The sequence below is a fragment of the Methanocella conradii HZ254 genome (genome assembly GCF_000251105.1).
Lineage (GTDB): Archaea > Halobacteriota > Methanocellia > Methanocellales > Methanocellaceae > Methanocella > Methanocella conradii.
Genome location: NC_017034.1, coordinates 1,221,564 through 1,239,216, shown reverse-complemented (window position 1 = coordinate 1,239,216; position 17,653 = coordinate 1,221,564). Strand labels below are relative to the sequence as shown.

At 54.3% G+C, this 17,653-nt stretch carries 21 protein-coding genes; 11 read left to right on the top strand and 10 right to left on the bottom strand.

Features of this window, described 5'->3' with window-relative positions:
* The first annotated feature begins 21 nt into the window (after positions 1–21).
* The 3 genes from ruvC to ruvB are packed head-to-tail and all read left to right on the top strand — an operon-like array spanning position 22 to position 2,134.
* Positions 22–522, top strand: coding sequence for a crossover junction endodeoxyribonuclease RuvC (gene ruvC / locus MTC_RS06345; protein WP_014405867.1), 501 nt, complete (start codon positions 22–24; stop codon positions 520–522).
* Positions 519–1,109, top strand: coding sequence for a Holliday junction branch migration protein RuvA (ruvA, locus tag MTC_RS06340; protein WP_014405866.1), 591 nt, complete (start codon positions 519–521; stop codon positions 1,107–1,109). Before ruvC ends, ruvA begins: the two co-directional genes overlap by 4 nt.
* Positions 1,106–2,134: a Holliday junction branch migration DNA helicase RuvB gene (gene ruvB / locus MTC_RS06335; protein WP_014405865.1), complete on the top strand. Its 1,029-nt coding sequence runs from the start codon at positions 1,106–1,108 to the stop codon at positions 2,132–2,134. The genes ruvA and ruvB overlap by 4 nt, the downstream gene beginning before the upstream one ends.
* A gap of 3 nt (positions 2,135–2,137) precedes the next feature.
* On the opposite strand, the gene MTC_RS06330 is transcribed toward ruvB, so the two are convergent.
* Entirely contained in the window at positions 2,138–2,644 is a 507-nt protein-coding gene (locus MTC_RS06330; RefSeq protein WP_014405864.1) for a hypothetical protein, read from the bottom strand.
* A gap of 202 nt (positions 2,645–2,846) precedes the next feature.
* On the opposite strand from MTC_RS06330, the gene MTC_RS06325 reads away from it, so the two are divergent.
* Together MTC_RS06325 and MTC_RS06320 are read left to right on the top strand one after the other, a co-directional pair.
* Positions 2,847–3,989 (top strand): CBS domain-containing protein, encoded by a 1,143-nt coding sequence (locus MTC_RS06325; RefSeq protein ID WP_014405863.1) that lies wholly within the window; start codon positions 2,847–2,849, stop codon positions 3,987–3,989.
* Positions 3,990–3,991: 2 nt separating this feature from the next.
* A complete protein-coding gene (locus tag MTC_RS06320; protein ID WP_014405862.1) occupies positions 3,992–4,402 on the top strand; it encodes a restriction endonuclease in 411 nt (136 codons plus the stop codon).
* A 3-nt stretch (positions 4,403–4,405) separates the two neighbouring features.
* Here the strand turns inward: MTC_RS06320 and pcn are convergent, their stop codons facing one another.
* The 5 genes from pcn to MTC_RS06295 form a co-directional block, all read right to left on the bottom strand.
* Complete coding sequence (pcn, locus tag MTC_RS06315) at positions 4,406–5,146, bottom strand: proliferating cell nuclear antigen (pcna) (RefSeq protein WP_014405861.1); 741 nt, start codon at positions 5,144–5,146, stop codon at positions 4,406–4,408.
* 68 nt (positions 5,147–5,214) lie between these two features.
* Positions 5,215–5,502: a transcription factor S gene (locus tag MTC_RS06310; RefSeq protein ID WP_014405860.1), complete on the bottom strand. Its 288-nt coding sequence runs from the start codon at positions 5,500–5,502 to the stop codon at positions 5,215–5,217.
* Entirely contained in the window at positions 5,468–5,935 is a 468-nt protein-coding gene (locus MTC_RS06305) for an NUDIX domain-containing protein (RefSeq protein WP_014405859.1), read from the bottom strand. Before MTC_RS06305 ends, MTC_RS06310 begins: the two co-directional genes overlap by 35 nt.
* Before the next feature lie 41 nt (positions 5,936–5,976).
* Positions 5,977–6,615, bottom strand: a complete 639-nt coding sequence (locus tag MTC_RS06300; protein WP_014405858.1) for a PHP domain-containing protein — start codon at positions 6,613–6,615, stop codon at positions 5,977–5,979.
* Complete coding sequence (locus tag MTC_RS06295) at positions 6,612–7,226, bottom strand: CDP-alcohol phosphatidyltransferase family protein (protein ID WP_143767091.1); 615 nt, start codon at positions 7,224–7,226, stop codon at positions 6,612–6,614. Before MTC_RS06295 ends, MTC_RS06300 begins: the two co-directional genes overlap by 4 nt.
* 88 nt (positions 7,227–7,314) lie before the next feature.
* Between MTC_RS06295 and MTC_RS06290 the strand changes: the two genes are divergently transcribed.
* The 6 genes from MTC_RS06290 to MTC_RS06265 all read left to right on the top strand — a co-directional run bounded on the left by MTC_RS06290 (position 7,315) and on the right by MTC_RS06265 (position 14,017).
* Positions 7,315–7,860 (top strand): nicotinamide-nucleotide adenylyltransferase, encoded by a 546-nt coding sequence (locus MTC_RS06290; RefSeq protein WP_014405856.1) that lies wholly within the window; start codon positions 7,315–7,317, stop codon positions 7,858–7,860.
* A 370-nt stretch (positions 7,861–8,230) separates the two neighbouring features.
* Complete coding sequence (thsA, locus tag MTC_RS06285) at positions 8,231–9,868, top strand: thermosome subunit alpha (protein ID WP_014405855.1); 1,638 nt, start codon at positions 8,231–8,233, stop codon at positions 9,866–9,868.
* A gap of 140 nt (positions 9,869–10,008) precedes the next feature.
* Positions 10,009–10,449 (top strand): hypothetical protein, encoded by a 441-nt coding sequence (locus MTC_RS06280; protein ID WP_014405854.1) that lies wholly within the window; start codon positions 10,009–10,011, stop codon positions 10,447–10,449.
* A gap of 43 nt (positions 10,450–10,492) precedes the next feature.
* The gene (locus MTC_RS06275; RefSeq protein ID WP_014405853.1) at positions 10,493–11,674 is read left to right on the top strand and encodes a cysteine desulfurase; all 1,182 of its coding nucleotides are present in this window, start codon (positions 10,493–10,495) and stop codon (positions 11,672–11,674) included.
* 36 nt (positions 11,675–11,710) lie between these two features.
* Positions 11,711–12,811 (top strand): hypothetical protein, encoded by a 1,101-nt coding sequence (locus MTC_RS06270; protein WP_014405852.1) that lies wholly within the window; start codon positions 11,711–11,713, stop codon positions 12,809–12,811.
* Between the two features lie 135 nt (positions 12,812–12,946).
* The gene (locus MTC_RS06265; RefSeq protein WP_237705860.1) at positions 12,947–14,017 is read left to right on the top strand and encodes a TolB family protein; all 1,071 of its coding nucleotides are present in this window, start codon (positions 12,947–12,949) and stop codon (positions 14,015–14,017) included.
* A gap of 78 nt (positions 14,018–14,095) precedes the next feature.
* Here MTC_RS06265 and MTC_RS06260 read toward each other — a convergent pair whose 3' ends face one another.
* From MTC_RS06260 to MTC_RS06245, 4 genes are all read right to left on the bottom strand, one after another.
* Positions 14,096–14,812, bottom strand: a complete 717-nt coding sequence (locus MTC_RS06260; RefSeq protein WP_014405850.1) for a glycosyltransferase family 2 protein — start codon at positions 14,810–14,812, stop codon at positions 14,096–14,098.
* Positions 14,809–16,158 carry an adenylosuccinate lyase gene (purB, locus tag MTC_RS06255; RefSeq protein WP_048189573.1) on the bottom strand — a complete coding sequence of 450 codons (1,350 nt, stop codon included), beginning with the start codon at positions 16,156–16,158 and terminating at the stop codon, positions 14,809–14,811. The genes MTC_RS06260 and purB overlap by 4 nt, the downstream gene beginning before the upstream one ends.
* 90 nt (positions 16,159–16,248) lie before the next feature.
* Positions 16,249–16,959 carry a glycerophosphodiester phosphodiesterase gene (locus tag MTC_RS06250; protein ID WP_014405848.1) on the bottom strand — a complete coding sequence of 237 codons (711 nt, stop codon included), beginning with the start codon at positions 16,957–16,959 and terminating at the stop codon, positions 16,249–16,251.
* Between the two features lie 59 nt (positions 16,960–17,018).
* A complete protein-coding gene (locus MTC_RS06245) occupies positions 17,019–17,648 on the bottom strand; it encodes a hypothetical protein (RefSeq protein ID WP_014405847.1) in 630 nt (209 codons plus the stop codon).
* Between the last annotated feature and the right edge of the window lie 5 nt (positions 17,649–17,653).

The window sequence follows — 17,653 nt, the reverse complement described above, 5'->3', positions numbered from 1 at the left end:
TTATCGTTTGGAGAAGGATTGATGAGGATACTTGGCATCGACCCTGGCATCGCGCTCACAGGGTTCGGCGTAGTCGAGAAGGATGGCACACGGATAAAGCCAGGGGGATATGGCCACATATCGACGGAGAGCGGCACGCCTATCCCGGAAAGGCTAAAGATATTATACGATGACATGGCCAATATAATGGAGGAATACGTGCCCGACGTGGTGGCTGTCGAGGAGATTTTTTTCAACAATAATGCCAAGACCGCCATAGTCGCAGCCCAGGCCAGGGGAGTCATCATACTCTCAGCGGTGAACAATGGGATCAAAGTGGTCGAGTATACGCCGTTGCAGGTGAAGCAGGCCGTCATCGGCTATGGGAGGGCAAGCAAGCAGCAGGTGCAGTTCATGGTGAAAGAGCTGCTGCATTTAAAAGAAATCCCGAGGCCGGACGATACTGCGGACGCCCTGGCCATCGCCATCTGCCACGCTCACTCGGTGGACGCCATGGATATGATGGAGAGAAAGCGGATATGATCGCTCATCTGGAAGGCAGGCTCGACTTTAAAGGCCCTGACAGGGTAGTCATCGACGTGGGCGGGGTGGGATATGACGTTAGGGTGCCCACACACCTTTATGACCTGCTCCCCAACGAGGGGGAGATGTGTAAGGTATACATACATACGCATTTCCGCGAGGAGGATGGCATTTCGCTGTATGGCTTCACGACGTGGGAGGACCGGGAGTTCTTTAAGCTATTGATGACCGTATCGGGGATCGGCCCGAAGGTGGCTCTCGGCATCATGTCGAGCATCACGGCCTCAGACCTGGCAGAGGCCATCGTGGCCGAAGACGCTAAGGCGTTGACCAGGGTCAGCGGCGTGGGCAAGAAGATGGCGCAGCGCCTGATACTCGAGCTGAAGGATAAGGTGGCGGAGATGGCCATCGTAAGCCATGAAAGGAGGCAGCCCGCCGACACCGTCTCAGAGGACGCCGCGTCGGCGCTCGTGGCGCTCGGCTATGCCAGGCAGGCAGCCGTAGCTGCGGTGGCGAAGGCGAGGGAGTCCATGCCTGCACCGGTTAAAGTGGAAGAGCTTATCAAGATTTCGTTAAGGTACCTATGATAAACGTCTCGAATGATAAAAAGGAGGAACGCCTGGTCTCCCCGGAGGAGACCGAGGATGAGAGGCTCGACAGGTCCTTTGAGGGGTTACGCCCGAGGACGCTCGAAGAGTTCATAGGGCAGCGCAAGGTCAAGGAGAACCTGAAGGTTTTCATCGAGGCCGCCCTGAAGAGGAAGGAGCCCCTGGACCACGTACTTTTATATGGCCCGCCCGGGCTGGGCAAGACGACCCTGGCGCATATCATCGCCAGGGAGATGGGGGCGAACATACGGCTGACCTCGGGACCGGCCATCGAGAGGCCCGGCGACCTGGCCGCGATACTGACGAACATCAAGGAGGGAGACGTCATTTTCATCGACGAGATCCACAGGCTGAGCCACGTCGTCGAGGAGGTCCTATACCCTGCCATGGAGGATTTCGAGATAGACATCATAATAGGTAAAGGCCCGAGCGCACGCTCGATAAGGCTGGAGCTGCCGAGGTTCACCCTGGTGGGTGCGACGACCCGGGCTGGCCTGCTCACCTCCCCGCTGAGGGACCGGTTCGGCATGTCCATGAGGTTCGAGTTTTACGAGCCCTCCGACCTCAAGACCATCATCGAGCGCTCCGCGCGCATCCTCGGAGTAGGGTTGAGCGACGATGGGGCAATGGAGATTGCCAGGCGGTCGCGGGGCACTCCCAGGATCGCCAACCGCCTGCTGAGGCGCATCAGGGACTTTGCCTCGGTGGATAATAAAAAGATCATCGACAGGGAGGCGGTGGACGAGTCTTTGAACCGCCTGGACGTGGATTGCCTGGGCCTGGATGGCATGGACCGCCGCATCCTTAAAAAGATAGCAAAGGACTTCGATGGCGGGCCGGTGGGCGTAGAAACGCTTGCCGTGACGGTGAGCGAGGAGGTGGAGACCATCGAGGACGTTTACGAGCCTTACCTGATACAGATCGGCTTCATCAACCGCACTCCCCGTGGCCGTGTCGTGACTAGAGCGGCCGTGGAGCACCTGAAAAAGATAGGTGAGCTATAATCCTCACTGGCTATTCACATAAAGATTTGTATCGATGAAATACACGTCTTTGGCGGACCCATCGGAGAAGACGAAGTGTATCCGGTTATTGTTGAACGTGATCATGCTGACCTTAGGAAGGTTGGGGTCTATGTTGACGGTATACTCGACGTTGTTTGAGCGGTTACTGAATATGAACTGGCGCAGGTCGTTGTTATCGCTTATCAGCTTTGATATTTGCTCGCTCTTCGTCACGTTAAGCTCTTCATAGCTTGCCTTAAGCTGGTCGTTTTGCTTGTACAGGTTGTTGTTCTCGACAGCCAGGGCCACTATGGCGATGAAACACACGATGCAAACGCCTACCAGTATGATGATGACCTTCGAGACGAGGTCATTATACCTTCGCAGCTTCTCCTCTCTTCTGCGCTCTTGATTTTCCTTTAGCTTTCTAAGCCAATCGTTCATTTCAAGCTCGCCCGAACTGGCCGGGCTGCTTATGGGGGGCCGCGAAGGCAGGTTATCGTTCACCATTATAGAGCCACCAGATATCTAGTTTACGCTGATTGCGTATATATTTTCTTTATCAAAAATAGGCCTAAACCTGAAATGTCTATATATACGCTTCTTCTTAAAAAACTTTCCCCTATACGCCGATTCCGAAATGATTATCAGCATTCGGATGCATACTATTTATTGTACCGGAAAGGTACTGGCAAAAAAGGGGTAATACAAGATGTACGTATCTGAAATAACCACAGACAACTTCGAAAGGATAGACATAAAGGCTAACCTTCAGCAGGTGCTGCCTTTATTCAAGAACTCGAACAACCCCGCAGTGCTCGTATTCGATGGGAAGGAATACGTGGGGATGGTGACCGAAAAGTCCATCGTCCGCTCCATCCACGACCTGAAGACTGGCATCAGCGGGCTGGTTAGAAAGACTCCGAAGATTACCCCGCACACCACCATTTGCGAGGCTGCCAGGCTAATGGTAGAAAACCAGCTTAAGCAGCTTCCCGTGTTCGACAGGAAGGTCATAGGCGTGGTCACCAACGAGAACCTCATGAGGGAGGCCACAAAGACCGACTTCGGGTCAAGGCCCGTGTCGAGCATCATGAGCGAGGACGTCATATCGGTGGACGCCGATGACCGGGTAGGAAAGGTCATCAACATTTTCAGGGAGGAGGGCATCTCAAGGGTGCCGGTCATGTCTAATGGCAAGCTCGCCGGCATCGTGACCATGCATGACCTGCTCGAGCTGATAATGCCCAAGAAGGTAGGGGCCGGAAAGGACAGCATCGGCGCCAACAATTCTCCGATGCGCAACATCAAGGTGAAGGACATAATGACGGATAGCGTCCTGACCGTCAAGCCAGAGTCCACGATCAGGGAAGCTGTCAACCTCATGCTTGACCATGACGTGCACAGCCTCGTCGTGTTTGACGAAAAGGTGAAGGGCATCATCACGAGGACCGACGTCCTGCTGGCCCTGGCTGCTATGGAGAATGAGAATAGCAACCCCAACTTTACGCTCCAGCTCACCAACGGTAGCCTGGTGGACTTTGACCAGGACTACGTGACCACTTCCATAAAGAACTTCATAAAAAAGTCAGAGCGTTTCCTCGGCAGGGGCACTATCAACGTGTACTTCAAGCAGCATAAGGAGACGTTCAGGGGCATACCCCTCGTATTATGCCGGGTGCGCCTGAAGACGGATAGGCATTATTATAATGCCCGTGGCGAGGGCTGGGGGGCGGATGGCGCCTTCCACATAGCCATGTCTACCCTTGAGCGCCAGGTGCTCAACGATAAGGAGATGCACGAGGATCGCCGCTATCCGGAAGCGTCCATAGCCGAGAAGCTGGATATCCTGTGAGCATGATAGGCGATGACATCGAGGGATTAAGCTGGCAGGAGTTCGAGGAATACATACGGGACCTGCTTGAGCACCACGATTTTGAGGTGCAGTTCCGTAAAGTGTTCAGGTCCCCTGAGAGGGGCTACCAGATAGACGTTGTCGCCTTCCGTAGAGGCCTGTGCCTGTGTATCGACGGCAAGAAGTATGGCCGTGGCAGGCATAGGCCTTCTTCTTTAAAGGAGCAGGCGAAGCTCCACTATGAGCGGTGCCTGGCCCATGAGCGAGCCTTCGGCATCCGCTCAATTCCAGTGATAGTCTCGTGGCTTGATGACGCCCTCATGGTCGAGAATGGCTGCATCTTCGTGCCCATCGATCGCCTTAACGACTTTTTACTAAACCTTGACGCCTACCTCTCAGACATGGGGTTTTAAGTCTCACTCCGATTCGATGCGCGGCGCAAGGAGATACGTCACAGAGCCATTACCGCCAGCAATGCTAAAGGTAAACCTCACGGGGTAGTCAGTCCCGAGGTCAATGGCCACACGCTCGGCCTTACCGAGCGACTTCACCAGGTCATTCAAGTAGTCAAGAGAGAACAGCGAGCGGACGTTACCGCTCGACTGTATTGAGATGAGGCCCGACTCAGGGATGTCCAGCCGGACCTTATCAAGGTCGCCCTCGGCCTCTATGTAGAACGTCTTATCAACGACTCCGAGCGCCATGTGGTCGGACACCTTCTCCGCAGCCTTTACCGCCCTCCTCAGCTCGGCGCCATTCAAGACGATCTTGGCCGGAAGCTCAAGGTTTGGCACCTTAGGCTCCTTCCTGATGGACGATGGGTCCAGTAAAGACAGGGTATATGCAAGGCCCCCGGTACGGATCTCGAGCTTACGGGTCTCCTCATTCAAGTTCAGCTCGACCTTATCATCCTTCGAGGCCATGCCCAGAATGTCGTTCAGCCTGGTCAAGTCAACTCCTATTTCGCCATCCGTGGCATCGTATGACTCAAATGCCTTCGAGCTGATCTCAAAGGAAACCATCGCCACGTTGGCCGGGTCAACCGCCCTGGCGGACATGCCGTCCTTCGTGATCCTGAACTTGGCCTCGTCGACCAGCGTGGAAACCGCCTCGATCGCGTCCTTTAAGACCTCTGCGTTGATTACCGCCTTGAACATATACCGTCTCCTTTAATCACTCTTCTAATTTTAATTTATGCAAGCTATATAATACATGCGCTTGTGGCTTAATTATATTCTCTCCAGGTCTTCCCGCACTGGGTACACCTGAAGAAGCGCACCTCGCTCTCATCGGCGCTCCTTAGCTGCCGCATCCACCAGTAGGCCTTCTGGTTGCCGCACTCGGGGCACTTGACGTCCTCAGTCGTGGGAAGGCCCGCGTCTTCCTTGCCCTCCAGGATCGTCATCTCGCGCTGGGGCTTTTCCGGGGCGCCTACGATGACGGCCTCGCTTGTGGCTGGCTTCTTCTGGAAGCCGCATTTACGGCACTTCAGGACGCCGCTGTTGGGGATCATGATGCTCTTGCACTTCGGACAAAATTCCATTTAGATTACACTCCTTCTCCGCATCGCTTATCATCGCGTTGTGGTCGAAAGCCAGCATCGGCACCTCGGCTGGCTTTAAAAGGATCACCTCGCTCGCGTCCGTCGACGCCTTATGCTCGCCGGCGGCTTTAAGCAGATAGCAGATTGATACGACCGGACCTCGCGGGTCCCTGTGGGGATTAGAATAGACCCCCACAAGCTTAAGTATTTCGGCCTTCAGGCCGGTCTCCTCCCATACTTCCCTTATCGCTGCCTGCTCTGTGGTTTCTCCTTCCTCTACGAAGCCTCCCGGTAGTGCCAGCATTCCTTTATATGGCTCATTTTTTCTTTTTATAAATACTAGCCTGTCTCTGTATATGACTATGGCGTCTACTGCCAGTGGGCGCATTTTCATCTTTATCATGGCAGAGATGAGGCGATGATGCTTATTAAATTGATGGCGAGTCATGGAAGGAAAAGCCCTTTATCGCCATAGATGTGCCTGGCAGTATTCTTTGCCCATGCAACCGAGCCGACGTCAGCTGCCCTGTGGGCGTCGCTGCCAATCGTGTATTTGACGCCGGCGTCCCTGCACTTTATGAGAAAATCCCATGAGGGCAAGGCGTGCTTTGAGTTTATCTCTATGGCCACCCCGTGCGCGGCCATCCGCTCGATGAGCACGTCATCGTACTCCCCGGCTTGCTCGAAGCCCCCTATAACCCAGGCGTGGTGGGCGAGCACGTCCACTTTGGGGTCGGTGACGGCCCTCAGAACGGCCTGATAGTAGGCTTCCACGGACGAGGCGCCATGATACGACGCGAGCACGATGTCCAGCCCTTCCCTGCTATCAAGAAGGACCTCGCCCGTCGGCAATATCTCCGCCTCGATGCCCACCAGTATCCGTACATGGTAATTTGGCTGGAGCAGCTCAGCTTCCTTTTTCGTTTCGAGGGCTTGCCTCTCGTCGATGCCGCTCCCATGGCCAGGGCCATGGTCGGTTATGGCGATGAGGTCGAGCCCCCTGGCCTCGGCGGCCTCCACCATGCTGTGCAGGCTATCCCTTCCGTCAGACTTGCTGGTATGGACGTGCATGTCGACCTTCATGTCTTGCCCCGGCCTCGCATGTGCCTGTACAAATAGACGACCCTCTCGATGGCAGAAAAGTTGGTCATGATTGCGATTATCACGACGGCCCAGTAGACCTGGTTGAGTAGCGACAGCACGATGAGCGTGATGGCGGTCTCGGGCCGGCCAAAGATGCCCACGCCCTCCAGCGGGTCTTTTATTTTGCCGTTCTCCTTCTTCTCAAAGCCCATCTCCGCATACGTAACTGGCTTGATAAACGTGTTTATCATAGAGCCGAATATCGCGATGGCGGCGATTCTCGGATCTGCCAGGCCGCTAAACGCTATGCCGATGAGGACGAGGCAGTCGACGTACTTATCAATGATCCAATCGATGGCCGCACCGAAGGCGGACGTTTTACCGTTGATGCGCGCTACCCCTCCATCGATGAAGTCGAAGAGGCCGGAGAGGAGGAGCATCCCCGCTGCCAGGTAAGTGTGCTGTAATACGTATAATAATGCGGATGTGATGCCGAACATTAGCGAGATAAACGTGAGCTGATTGGGAGTTAGCCCTATTTTTGCGAATAAGCGGGCAACCGGGTCGATGCAATGGATTAGCCGGTCTCTATACTTAGTTATGTTTACCATTGAGATTCCATGAAATGATGGCGCTCCCCCCATATAACTTTGACCTGAAACATGTTTAAATAGTAGGATGCAATACAGAGAGGTTGCTATGGACTCGAAAAAGAGGGGCTTCTACATCGGCCGCTTCCAGCCTTTCCACCTGGGCCACCTTAAGGTGATTGGGGAGATAGCGAAGCAGGTGGACGAGCTCGTCATCGGCATCGGAAGCGCCCAGCTTAGCCATACGCCGGATAACCCGTTTACCGCGGGCGAGCGCATCATGATGATATCGAGAAGCCTGAAAGGCCTGGACCTTTACTATTATGTAATCCCGATTAGCGATATTTACAGGAATGCCCTATGGGTGGCTCACGTTCGCTCAATGACGCCTCCGTTCTCAACTGTTTACTCTAACAATCCGCTCGTGTCAAGGCTTTTCCGCGAGGCAGGCTACGAGGTCGCATATTCTCCAATGTATAACAGGCATGAGTACTCGGGCACGGAGATAAGGCGGCGCATCCTGGCCGGGGAGGCCTGGGAAACCCTCGTCCCGGAGGCCGTGGTGGAGGTCATAAGGGAGATAAAGGGCGTTGAAAGGCTTAAGGCAGTTTCCGTCAAAGGCGATATCGAGGACGTCATCGATGGGGTGCCGTGAGCGATCTGAAAATGTGTGATGTCCTCGAAGTTTTCCATATTTTGTACCAGGCTGCCCGGCAAAGTCTACAAGAAAAAAGATGGTTTGACACCACATCTTCTACTTCTAGAGACTAAAGGGGGGGCTCTATGTGAAAACGGATGGTTTGACACCACATCTTCTACTTCTAGAGGCTGAAGGGGGGGGGCGGAGCAAAGCGAAGCCCCCCTTCAGCCTCAATAAAAGAACCATTTGCTCGACCATCACCATTAAATCGCCAACCATCCACCCGACCATCATCTCTACATACCAAACCATCCCAGACGAAAAACTTTATATTGAACTACAATCACATAAAATCAGCATTTTTACATTCACAGGAGGACTAAAAATGGCACAACAAGCTGCACAAGCTGGACCGGTATATATCATGAAAGAAGGCAGCCAGGCCACCAGAGGCCGCGACGCACAATACTACAACATAATGGCGGCACTGGCAGTGGCAGGCTCCGTCGTATCAACGCTCGGGCCGAGAGGCATGGACAAAATGCTCATAGACTCGACCGGAGACATCGTAGTCACTAATGACGGCGCAACCATATTAAGAAAGATGGACATAGAGCACCCCGCGGCCAAGATGATGGTAGAGGTCGCAAAGACACAAGACTCAGAGGTCGGCGACGGCACGACGACTGCGGTAGTGCTCGCGGGCGAGCTGCTGAGGCAAGCAGGCATGCTTCTGGAGAGAAACGTCCACCCGACATCGATAGTTAAGGGATATAGCATGGCAGCCTCAAAGGCGCTCGAATTGATAGAAAAGATGGCGGTCAACGTCACCGAAAACGACAGGGACATGCTGAGGAAGATCGCCGAAACCTCCATCACCGGCAAGGACTGCGAGAACGCAAAGGAGTTTTTATCGGGCATGGTCCTCGAGGCGGCGGGCTATATGATGGAGAAGGACTCGGCAGGCAACTACGAGGTCGAGAAGAAGAATTTCCTGCTGGAGAAGAAAACTGGCAACCTGGCAGACTCGAAGATAATCGAGGGCGTGGTAATTGATAAGGGAGTGGTCAATTTCCAGATGCCCAAAAAGCTGGAGAACGTCAAAGTGCTAGCGATGGAATACGGCTTCGACGCCAAGGACACCAAGTTCGACGCCGAGTTCAAGGTGAAATCACACGTCGGCTTCCAGGCGTTCCGCAACGAGGAGGACCGGCAGATAAAGGAGCAGGTTGACAAGATAGCCAGGCTGGGCGTCAAGGCGGTTTTCACCACGCAGGCTATCAACGACCTCGCCCAGCACTACATGGCGAAGTATGGGATAATGGGCGTCAGGCGGCTTAAAAGGTCGGACGTGGACCGGGTGGCAAAGGCCACTGGCGGCCAGGTCATCACCAACCTCGACGACATTTCCGAGGATGACATCGGCTTCGCGGGCCAGATCGAAGAGGTCCAGGTCGGCGACGATAAGATGATAATTCTCACAAAATGCAAGGACAGGCGGGTCATATCTGCCATATTAAGGGCTCCGTCAAGCCATATACTCGACGAGTATGAGCGCGGCATCGACGATGGGCTGCACGCGGTGCAGGCGGCCATCAAGGACGGCAAAGTCGTCCCCGGCGGCGCCGCCGTGGAGGCCGAGCTAAGCGTGAGGCTGAAGCAGTACGCTGCCTCTATCAAGGGCAAGGAGCAGCTCTCCGTCCAGGCTTTCGCCGAAGCCCTGGAGATAATACCGAAAGCGCTCGCCATGAACGCGGGCCTTAACGCCATAGACGCCATGATCGAGCTGAAGACGAGGCATGATGGCAATGATGGCGCGAACTATGGCCTCGATGTCTACACGGGTAAGGCCGTGGACATGCTCAAGGCAGGAGTCGTCGAGCCATTACGCGTAAAGACCCAGGCCATTAAGAGCGCGGCCGAGGCGGCGCAGATGATAATAAGGATAGACGACGTCCTCGCCGCAACCCAGGTTAAGCCGCCAGCAGGCAGCAAGTCCAGCGATGAAAAAAGCGAAGATTAAACAATGTGGGGCTATAGCCCCCCTAGTTCTTTTATTTAGCACCCATTAGCATTAATTTGGCACAAATCATGAAGACAAAAACATATATTAACAATAAGGATACATTATAAGAGGTCTTACCTGAATCAGGAGCTCCATTTATGGTTCGAAAGGTCAAGGGCATAGTCGCCGTCGCCGCCGTCATGCTTGTGTTGCTGCTCAGCGGATGCGCTTCACAGCCATCCGTCAAGGATCTCAGCCCTGAAGAAGTCGTAACCCAGTTCTGGATGCTGATTGGCAAGGGCGACTATGAGCACGCATATGATCTTGCATATCACGCTAACCAGAATTTATCCAAGCAGGCGTGGATTGACAAGCACGTGTCAATGTGGGGCGAGAAGGGTTCCTATATCAAGATTTATTCATTTAACGTGACCGAAAGCTACCCAATAAATAGCAGCCTGTTCGAGGGAAACTTCTCAGAGGCCCGCATTGTCAACACTAATGCCACGATATCCTATATGGGCCAGAATGAGACCGGAGAGCTTCGTATAGTGGTAGTAAACACCACAGATGGATGGAAGATCTTCGGTAATTATTAAGGCTTTAAGTTTTAATATATTCTGGCTGGCATAGTGAAAAGCCATGTACGATGTTTATAGGATAAGGGAAGACTTCCCTGTATTAAAGAAGGTCATATACCTGGACAGCGCCGCCACAAGCCAGAAGCCCCTGCCAGTGGTAAAGGCCATGGACGAGTATTTTACGGAGTACTGCGGGCCATATGGCCGGGGGGCGCACCGGCTCTCGAAGGAGACGACGGAGAAGTATGAGGATGCGCGCGAGGCGGTAGCATCTTTCCTCGGCGTGCCTCCAGGGAACACCATCTTCACGAGAAACACGACCGAGAGCATCAACATGGTGGCCTATGGGCTCGATTGGAGGAGGGGCGATCATGTCATAACATCGGTGATGGAGCACCACAGCAACCTGCTCCCATGGATGAGGCTGCGGAAGAGGGGCGTCGAGGTCACGGTCGTCGATGCCGATGACTATGGGGTCGTACACGTTAAGTCGATAGAAGACGCCATTACCGAGAGGACCAGGCTGATAGCAATAGGCCACGTCTCGAACTTCTTCGGCTCCATACAGGATGTGCGGGCCATCGCCAGGCTCGCTAAAAGGCACGGCATAAAGCTGCTGGTGGACGCTGCCCAATCGCTCGGCGAGATGAGCTACGATTTTGAGGCTTCGGACTGCGACTTCATATGCGCCTCGGGCCATAAGGGCCTGCTAGGGCCGCAGGGCACGGGCATCCTGTACGTAAAGGACGCCGAGGGATTAGACCCTGTGTTTGCGGGAGGCGGAACGGTTAGCAATGTCACGCTGGAAGGCTTCAGCTTCGACGAGGCGCCCTCTCGTTTCGAGTACGGCACCCCCAACATCCCCGGCGTGATAGGGCTGGGCCGCGCCGTTAAATACGTAGAAGCGCTGGGCGTCGATAATATCGAGTCCCATCTTAAGGGGCTTGCGAAGTATTGCGCCAAACGCCTCAGCGAGATCCCGCAGGTAGAGGTGTACGGCCCTGAGGAGCGAGGCTCCCTCGTGTCTTTCAACTTGAAAGGGCTGAACCCCCACGACGTGGCCATGATCCTCGACGAGGCCAGGAAGATATGCGTGAGGAGCGGGGCCATGTGCGCCCAGACCGCCCTCGCCAGGCTCGGCATCTCTGGAGCGGTCCGCGCCTCGTTCGGGTGCTACACCACAAAAGAGGAGGTAGAGGCGCTAGCCTCCTCTATCGAAATGATGGCAAAAACGCTCACGTGAGTTCACTAATAAAAATCATATCAAAGTGTATCATCCATGCTAAAGTCTCTCGAAAAGCGCAAGGAGCTTTTAGGCATCATTGAGAAGATAACCCGCGAAAAGGGCTACTTCGACGTCTACGACCTTTCGGTGGCAACTGGCATGCCCAGGAGCACCATACAGGACTGGGTACACCGTTTTGTGGATGACGGGTGCGTCACCGTCTTGGAAGAGTGTGCGGGCAGGAGGCGGGCGAAGTACGCCATGAGGCGGACGAGGAGCCTGCCAGCATCTGCGTGCAAGAGGATATTCACGACCGTCGACGGCGACATAGTAGAGATATTCCACGAGTGCAGGAGCGAGGGGTGCATCGCCTTCTGCGAGTACATGTACGCCATGGGCAACCCGCACGTGCGAAAGAATGGGCTCATATTAAGGCAGAAGGTCAAGGCAGGCCCTGTTGCCCCGCGGCACGATGAGGCGCTCTACCTTGAAAAGGTCCTGGTGAGCAATGGCCTGGTTTACCAGCATATACGCACGTTTGGGGGGCCAGCCTACTCGCTCACCGAGATGATGGAGAGCGCGGACGGCGTGCTTGACATAATGTACAATAAAAGGGGCTGCTATGTTGAGGGCGTCGTCGTGACCGAGGCGCTTACGCACATGGCCATCGCCGTGGACGACACCGACGAGGCCGAGTCGGGCGCCACGTTCGCGCTGACGCTTTCGCTGCTAGACCTCCTATCCTCAATCGAGGGCGTGCGCCGCATCTCCCACAACGTAGGTTTCCTGTATCCTGGCGTTCCTGGCAAGACGGCGGGGAACGCGGTGAGCTACATCGAGCTTGCAGTTAAAAAGGAGGTCGTCGAGTCGCTAATCCAGCGCGCGGTCGAGTACCTCAAGGGACAGACCCTGTCGAAGAACACGGGCATGGCCGTGAAGGTCGGGCTAAAGCCATGCCCCGAGCTGGTCGGCTTTGCCGCACGGGCGAGGAGGGGCATCGTGACCGCCGAGGAGGCGCTGGCAGTGGCGAGAAGGTCGCGCGTCAGGACTTTTAAGATTAGCGGGGAGCGCGGCATCATCGGGGCGGTGGCCGCCCTGGGGATGATTGATTGCCCTCCCGAGGACCTCATGGACGTCACCAGGGCTATAACATAACCGAAAAAGACTTATCCATTGTTATCGTTATCGGCTTGAGCTAAAAGGTCAAGCCTTATGGTACCCCACCCTGGTGAAGAGAGCATAATTTCTAAAGCCATTTTTATATGTATACTGGTCCTGATATTACTAATCATGGGCGTCTGTGTCTTCATCATTTATGATTATTTAACCCCTGACGCTTCCCTCACACCCGTAACGCAGACGCCTGCGATAGCGGTGACCCCGCCTCCTCTTCCCACGATGACCCCTACTCCCAGGCCAACCGCCACGCCGACCCCCACGCTGGACGCCGGACATTATCAGCAGGACACGAAGGTGACCGGGGGCGATTTCGAGTACTACTATCCCGGCATATGGAGCCACTACATCGTCTATGACATGTACGATGGCACGAAGAACTACTCTATGCTATACGATGTTAACACGCAGCGGACCACGAGGATAGCGGAGGGATGCGTATTCTCTAACGGGGCCATCAGCAACGGCAAGGTGCTACTATTCTACCCTGAGGGGAATAAGATTTATTTGTATGACATTAACAGCAGGAAATCTGGCCTCACGTCTTCCGATGATGACTGCGACAGGAGCGGCTTCACCATGTTCGATACGAAGCTTGCCTACTACCAGGACGACGGCCACTATAATACGGATGGAACATGGGTACCATTACACACGATACGGGTGTTCAACATGGTTGACGGGCAGACGTCAATAGTCATCTATGACATCCCAAAGCCTCTTGACATGAGGATTTACAAGGACATGCTCGTGTACACCGTAGTCGATGGCGAGGGCAGCGACGTATACCTGCTCGACCTTGCGAAGCTTAATTCAAAGCCGCAAAGGGTCTCGACTGGCAGCGGCAACAATAACCACGCGAGGATATATGACCATACGATAGTATACTACTCCGATAGAGATGGTAAAAGCCACATTTACATGTATGATATTAACACGGCCAAAACCTCAGTGGTTGCGACTGAGGGCGAGCAATGGAACGCTGACATTTATGGTAATACGATCGTATATGATGACAACCGCAACGGCAACTGGGATATATACGCTTATGACCTGAGCACCGGCGTGGAGCGAAGGATAACGAACGAGCCGCACGATCAGAGGGCGCCCGTTATCTACGGGAATCGCATCGCATATATGGATAACAGGAATGGCTACGATGCCATATATACGATGACCATATAAAAGGGCCGTGACGCGTGAACGCTAAGGCACGGCTATAATATGTCAAGAGACAAGGGTCCCCATTGAAACGGGGAGACGTCACAGCTTACCATTCGAGCGCTTACCTGTAAGCATTATCAAAAGGCTCTTATTAACATAGCGAAGCCCATGGTAAATCTGCTTAAGGCGCAAATAGTTAGTAAACTTAGACTCGCCAAGCCTCTTACGGATAGTCACGGGAACCGTGCCTATACGCAGCCCCTCCCTCCACGAGTTAAAGACCATATCGTACTCGATCTCGAAGCCTGAAGCGACCAGCCTGGGGTAAAGGGCCTCCACGGCGCGACGGCTAAAAAGCCAGTAGCTCGTCTGGATGTCGGGGAGATGCATGCCATATGCAAAGGACGTAAGCCCCGAAGTGGACGCGTTGATGAAAAGCGAGAAGCGGCCAAGCAGCTCACGCTGCCTTACCCTGTCTCTTGCGCCCAGCACAAGGTCAAAGCCATCGCTTTGCATGGCCGCGAGCATGCGCTCCAGCTCGGAAGGCACACATGTGTAGTCCGTATCGATCATGCCCAGGTATTTGTAGCCGTGGCTCAAGAAGTACTTCATGCCCGACCTCACGCCACAGCCCTTGCCCTTCCCGAACTCCTGCGTCAAAAAAGCGTAGCCAAGGCTCTCGGCTATCTTCCTCGTCCCGTCCGTGGAGCCTCCATCCACAACCACCACGTCCATCCACCCCGGGATTTCCGGCCCCAGCGCCTTAAGAGCCTCCTCCTCGTTAAGGGTGGGGAGCATCAACAAGAAATCGCTCATATGCGCCCCTCTTTATAGTAGCCTTCCTTCCTTAAGACTTCTTCGACCTGCTCGACCGCCGTGCCTATATACCTCTCGGGATCGGTGGCCTCGTCGATCTCCTCGGACGTGAGCTTTTCGGATATATCCTTATCCTCCATGAGGGCCTGCTTGAAGGGCATGTTGCGCTCGAACGCCTTCATTGAAGCGGCTCGCACGATCTCGTGCGCCTTCTGCCTGCCGAACCCCTTCTTGGCCAGGGCTATCATCACCGCCTCGCTCATCTGCACGCCCTTCAAAATGTAAAGATTGCGCTTGATGTTCTCGGGATAGAACGTCAATCCACTGATCACATTGATGGTCTTATTTAACATGTGGTCGAGCAGTATGGACGCCTCCGGTATGATGACGCGCTCGCACGAGGAATTCGTAAGGTCTCGCTCGTCCCATAATACGTTATTTTCGAGCGCAGGCTCAACGTATGCCCTGACCACCCGGGCCAGTCCGCAGACCTGCTCTGAGTTGATAGGATTCCTCTTGTGGGGCATCGTTGAAGAGCCGACCTGCCTTTTGCCGAAGCCCTCCGCAAGCTCCCCTATCTCGCTGCGCTGCATAAGCCTAATCTCCAGGCATATCTTGTCCAGCGTGCTGGCCACCAGGGCTAAAAATTCAATGTACTCCGCATGCCTGTCCCGCTGTATTATTTGCGAGGAAACGGTGACCGCAGGTATTCCGAGATATCTCATGGTGAGCTCCTTTATCCTGATGCCCTCCTTGCCGAACGCCGCCTGGGTCCCAACCGCGCCGCTCATCTGGCCCACCACGACCCTCGGCTTAAGCTGCCTCAGCCTTTCCTGGTGCCTCGCGACCTCCATGGCCCAGATGGCGAACCTGAGGCCGTAAGTCGTCGGGACGGCAAGCTGCCCATGAGTCCGCCCCGCGGTGACCAGCCTCTTGGTCTCGTCAGCCTTCTTTAGCAGCTCATGCTTGAGCCTTCCCAGCTTATCCTCGATGATCTCAATAGCATCCTTTAGCTGAAGCGCAAGCGCCGTGTCTAGAATGTCATTAGAGGTGGCGCCATAGTGGAGCCACTTGCCCGCCTCCCCGCACTGCTCCGCGTAGGCGAGCACCACGGACATCATGTCGTGGCTGATCTCCTCCTCTATCTGCTTCACCCTCTCCAGGCTGACCCTGTCCATGCAGGCCTCAATAGCCTCGGCATCCTTCTTTGATATGAGGCCCACCTCGGCCTCCGCCTTAGCCAGCGCGGCCTCCACCATGAGCAGCTTCTTAAGCTTTGTCTCCTCGGCCCATACCGCCTTCATCTCGGGCGTGCCGTACCTATACTCTATAGGGTGTATCGCCATCTTCGCATCAACCCATGCTATTAACTCGAAATACATATACGCATAATCATTAAAATAGTATCCCCTGGCAATAAAAAGCGAAAATCAGCCCTATACAATAGAGTGTGCCTGCCTGAACTCGACGAGCATCTCCGGGTAATTGCTGCATAGATACTCGGGGTCCATCGCCGCGTACCTCTCTATTTCGGCCGTCGTGTCGGCGTTCCATATGCCTAATGAGAAGCCCAGGCGGCGGGCCTCTCCGATGAAAGGCTCCGTGACGATCTTTTTGCTCAGCATGAGTATCCTCGTGTCAACGCCGAGCAGCGTGTCCATGTACTTTTCCACGTCCTCGGGCATCTCGTCCATGATGGCGGCCGTCACGAGTCTCGGGCATAGCTCTTTCACCTTTTTTATCGAGTCATAGCTAAAAGAGGATACCATACACTGACTCTCGATGCCGTTCTTTTTTATCGTATTAACGACGTCTTCCTCTATGCCCTTTTCTTTTATCTCGATGTCCATTTTGACGCGGCCCTTAGCCAGGTCGACGACCTGCTGGAGCGACGGTATTCGCTGGCCGGCCCCGGCGTCGAGCCTTTCCAGCTCGCCAAAGCCCATATCGCTTACCCTCCCGCTGCCATCCGTCGTCCTATCCACCATCTCATCATGAATGACCACCAGCACCCCATCCCTGCTCCTTCGCACGTCGAGCTCGATCCAGTCCACGCCCGTGCGAATCGCACGCTCAAAGGATAACAGCGTGTTCTCCGGCGCCTGCCCTGGCGCCCCACGGTGGCCTACTATCTCAAAATAATACACATCATAAAAAAGATCTGGGCATTTAAAAACTTTAGGAAAAACATGTAATGAGGGGCCACTCAACCCAGCCCCACCCACACACTCTGAACCCTCGACAGGCTATCAAGCTCCCACTCGACGCTGCGCTTGCTCAGCGACGGCATGCCCTTTATGGTCTTCACGAGCTCGCCCGTAGAATTGTCAGCCATCGACCGTATGGTGACCTTCACGTTGACGTCACCCATGTCCTTATTACACACGTTATAGACGTTCACGGTGAGCACCTGCACAGTCGTATTATTCTCCCTTTCCGCCAGTAATATCTCGTAGTTATAGGCTACCGTGGGGTCGCTTTCTAAAAACTCGCCCAGCTTAACCATCATGGTATCGCTCTGGTTCTTAAGGGCCGCATAATTCGATGAGACGTTATCATATTGCCCCTGTAGCAGGTCGTACCGCTCTTTAAGCTCTGAGCAATTTGCGGCGAGGGCAGCATACTTATTCGATAAGTCGTTATACGACATGTTCATCGTATTTAGAGCATCTCTCGCAATCCTGGCATCGTTGCTCGCGCCCTTCTCCTGATTATAGAGCAAAAATACTCCCGCGCATAGTAAAAGGACTATTACCACTAGTGCAACGACTAACACGTTAGTGAGTGAGCCCGATGGCGAAAAGCCGCCTCTGCTCAATGACCTTCCACTACTCAAACTAC

What these genes read in the sequence shown, in the direction of transcription:
- MTC_RS06310 (WP_014405860.1), bottom strand. Translation starts at nt 5,502, where the DNA reads ATGATCCCCAACAGCGGCGTCCTGAAGTGCCGTAAATGCGGCTTCCAG.
- MTC_RS06275 (WP_014405853.1), top strand. Translation starts at nt 10,493, where the DNA reads ATGTACGATGTTTATAGGATAAGGGAAGACTTCCCTGTATTAAAGAAG.
- pcn (WP_014405861.1), bottom strand. Translation starts at nt 5,146, where the DNA reads ATGTTCAAGGCGGTAATCAACGCAGAGGTCTTAAAGGACGCGATCGAG.
- MTC_RS06280 (WP_014405854.1), top strand. Translation starts at nt 10,009, where the DNA reads ATGGTTCGAAAGGTCAAGGGCATAGTCGCCGTCGCCGCCGTCATGCTT.
- ruvA (WP_014405866.1), top strand. Translation starts at nt 519, where the DNA reads ATGATCGCTCATCTGGAAGGCAGGCTCGACTTTAAAGGCCCTGACAGG.
- MTC_RS06320 (WP_014405862.1), top strand. Translation starts at nt 3,992, where the DNA reads ATGATAGGCGATGACATCGAGGGATTAAGCTGGCAGGAGTTCGAGGAA.
- MTC_RS06300 (WP_014405858.1), bottom strand. Translation starts at nt 6,615, where the DNA reads ATGAAGGTCGACATGCACGTCCATACCAGCAAGTCTGACGGAAGGGAT.
- MTC_RS06305 (WP_014405859.1), bottom strand. Translation starts at nt 5,935, where the DNA reads ATGATAAAGATGAAAATGCGCCCACTGGCAGTAGACGCCATAGTCATA.
- purB (WP_048189573.1), bottom strand. Translation starts at nt 16,158, where the DNA reads ATGGCGATACACCCTATAGAGTATAGGTACGGCACGCCCGAGATGAAG.
- ruvC (WP_014405867.1), top strand. Translation starts at nt 22, where the DNA reads ATGAGGATACTTGGCATCGACCCTGGCATCGCGCTCACAGGGTTCGGC.
- MTC_RS06260 (WP_014405850.1), bottom strand. Translation starts at nt 14,812, where the DNA reads ATGAGCGATTTCTTGTTGATGCTCCCCACCCTTAACGAGGAGGAGGCT.
- MTC_RS06290 (WP_014405856.1), top strand. Translation starts at nt 7,315, where the DNA reads ATGGACTCGAAAAAGAGGGGCTTCTACATCGGCCGCTTCCAGCCTTTC.
- MTC_RS06265 (WP_237705860.1), top strand. Translation starts at nt 12,947, where the DNA reads ATGGGCGTCTGTGTCTTCATCATTTATGATTATTTAACCCCTGACGCT.
- thsA (WP_014405855.1), top strand. Translation starts at nt 8,231, where the DNA reads ATGGCACAACAAGCTGCACAAGCTGGACCGGTATATATCATGAAAGAA.
- MTC_RS06270 (WP_014405852.1), top strand. Translation starts at nt 11,711, where the DNA reads ATGCTAAAGTCTCTCGAAAAGCGCAAGGAGCTTTTAGGCATCATTGAG.
- MTC_RS06295 (WP_143767091.1), bottom strand. Translation starts at nt 7,226, where the DNA reads ATGGTAAACATAACTAAGTATAGAGACCGGCTAATCCATTGCATCGAC.
- MTC_RS06325 (WP_014405863.1), top strand. Translation starts at nt 2,847, where the DNA reads ATGTACGTATCTGAAATAACCACAGACAACTTCGAAAGGATAGACATA.
- MTC_RS06330 (WP_014405864.1), bottom strand. Translation starts at nt 2,644, where the DNA reads ATGGTGAACGATAACCTGCCTTCGCGGCCCCCCATAAGCAGCCCGGCC.
- ruvB (WP_014405865.1), top strand. Translation starts at nt 1,106, where the DNA reads ATGATAAACGTCTCGAATGATAAAAAGGAGGAACGCCTGGTCTCCCCG.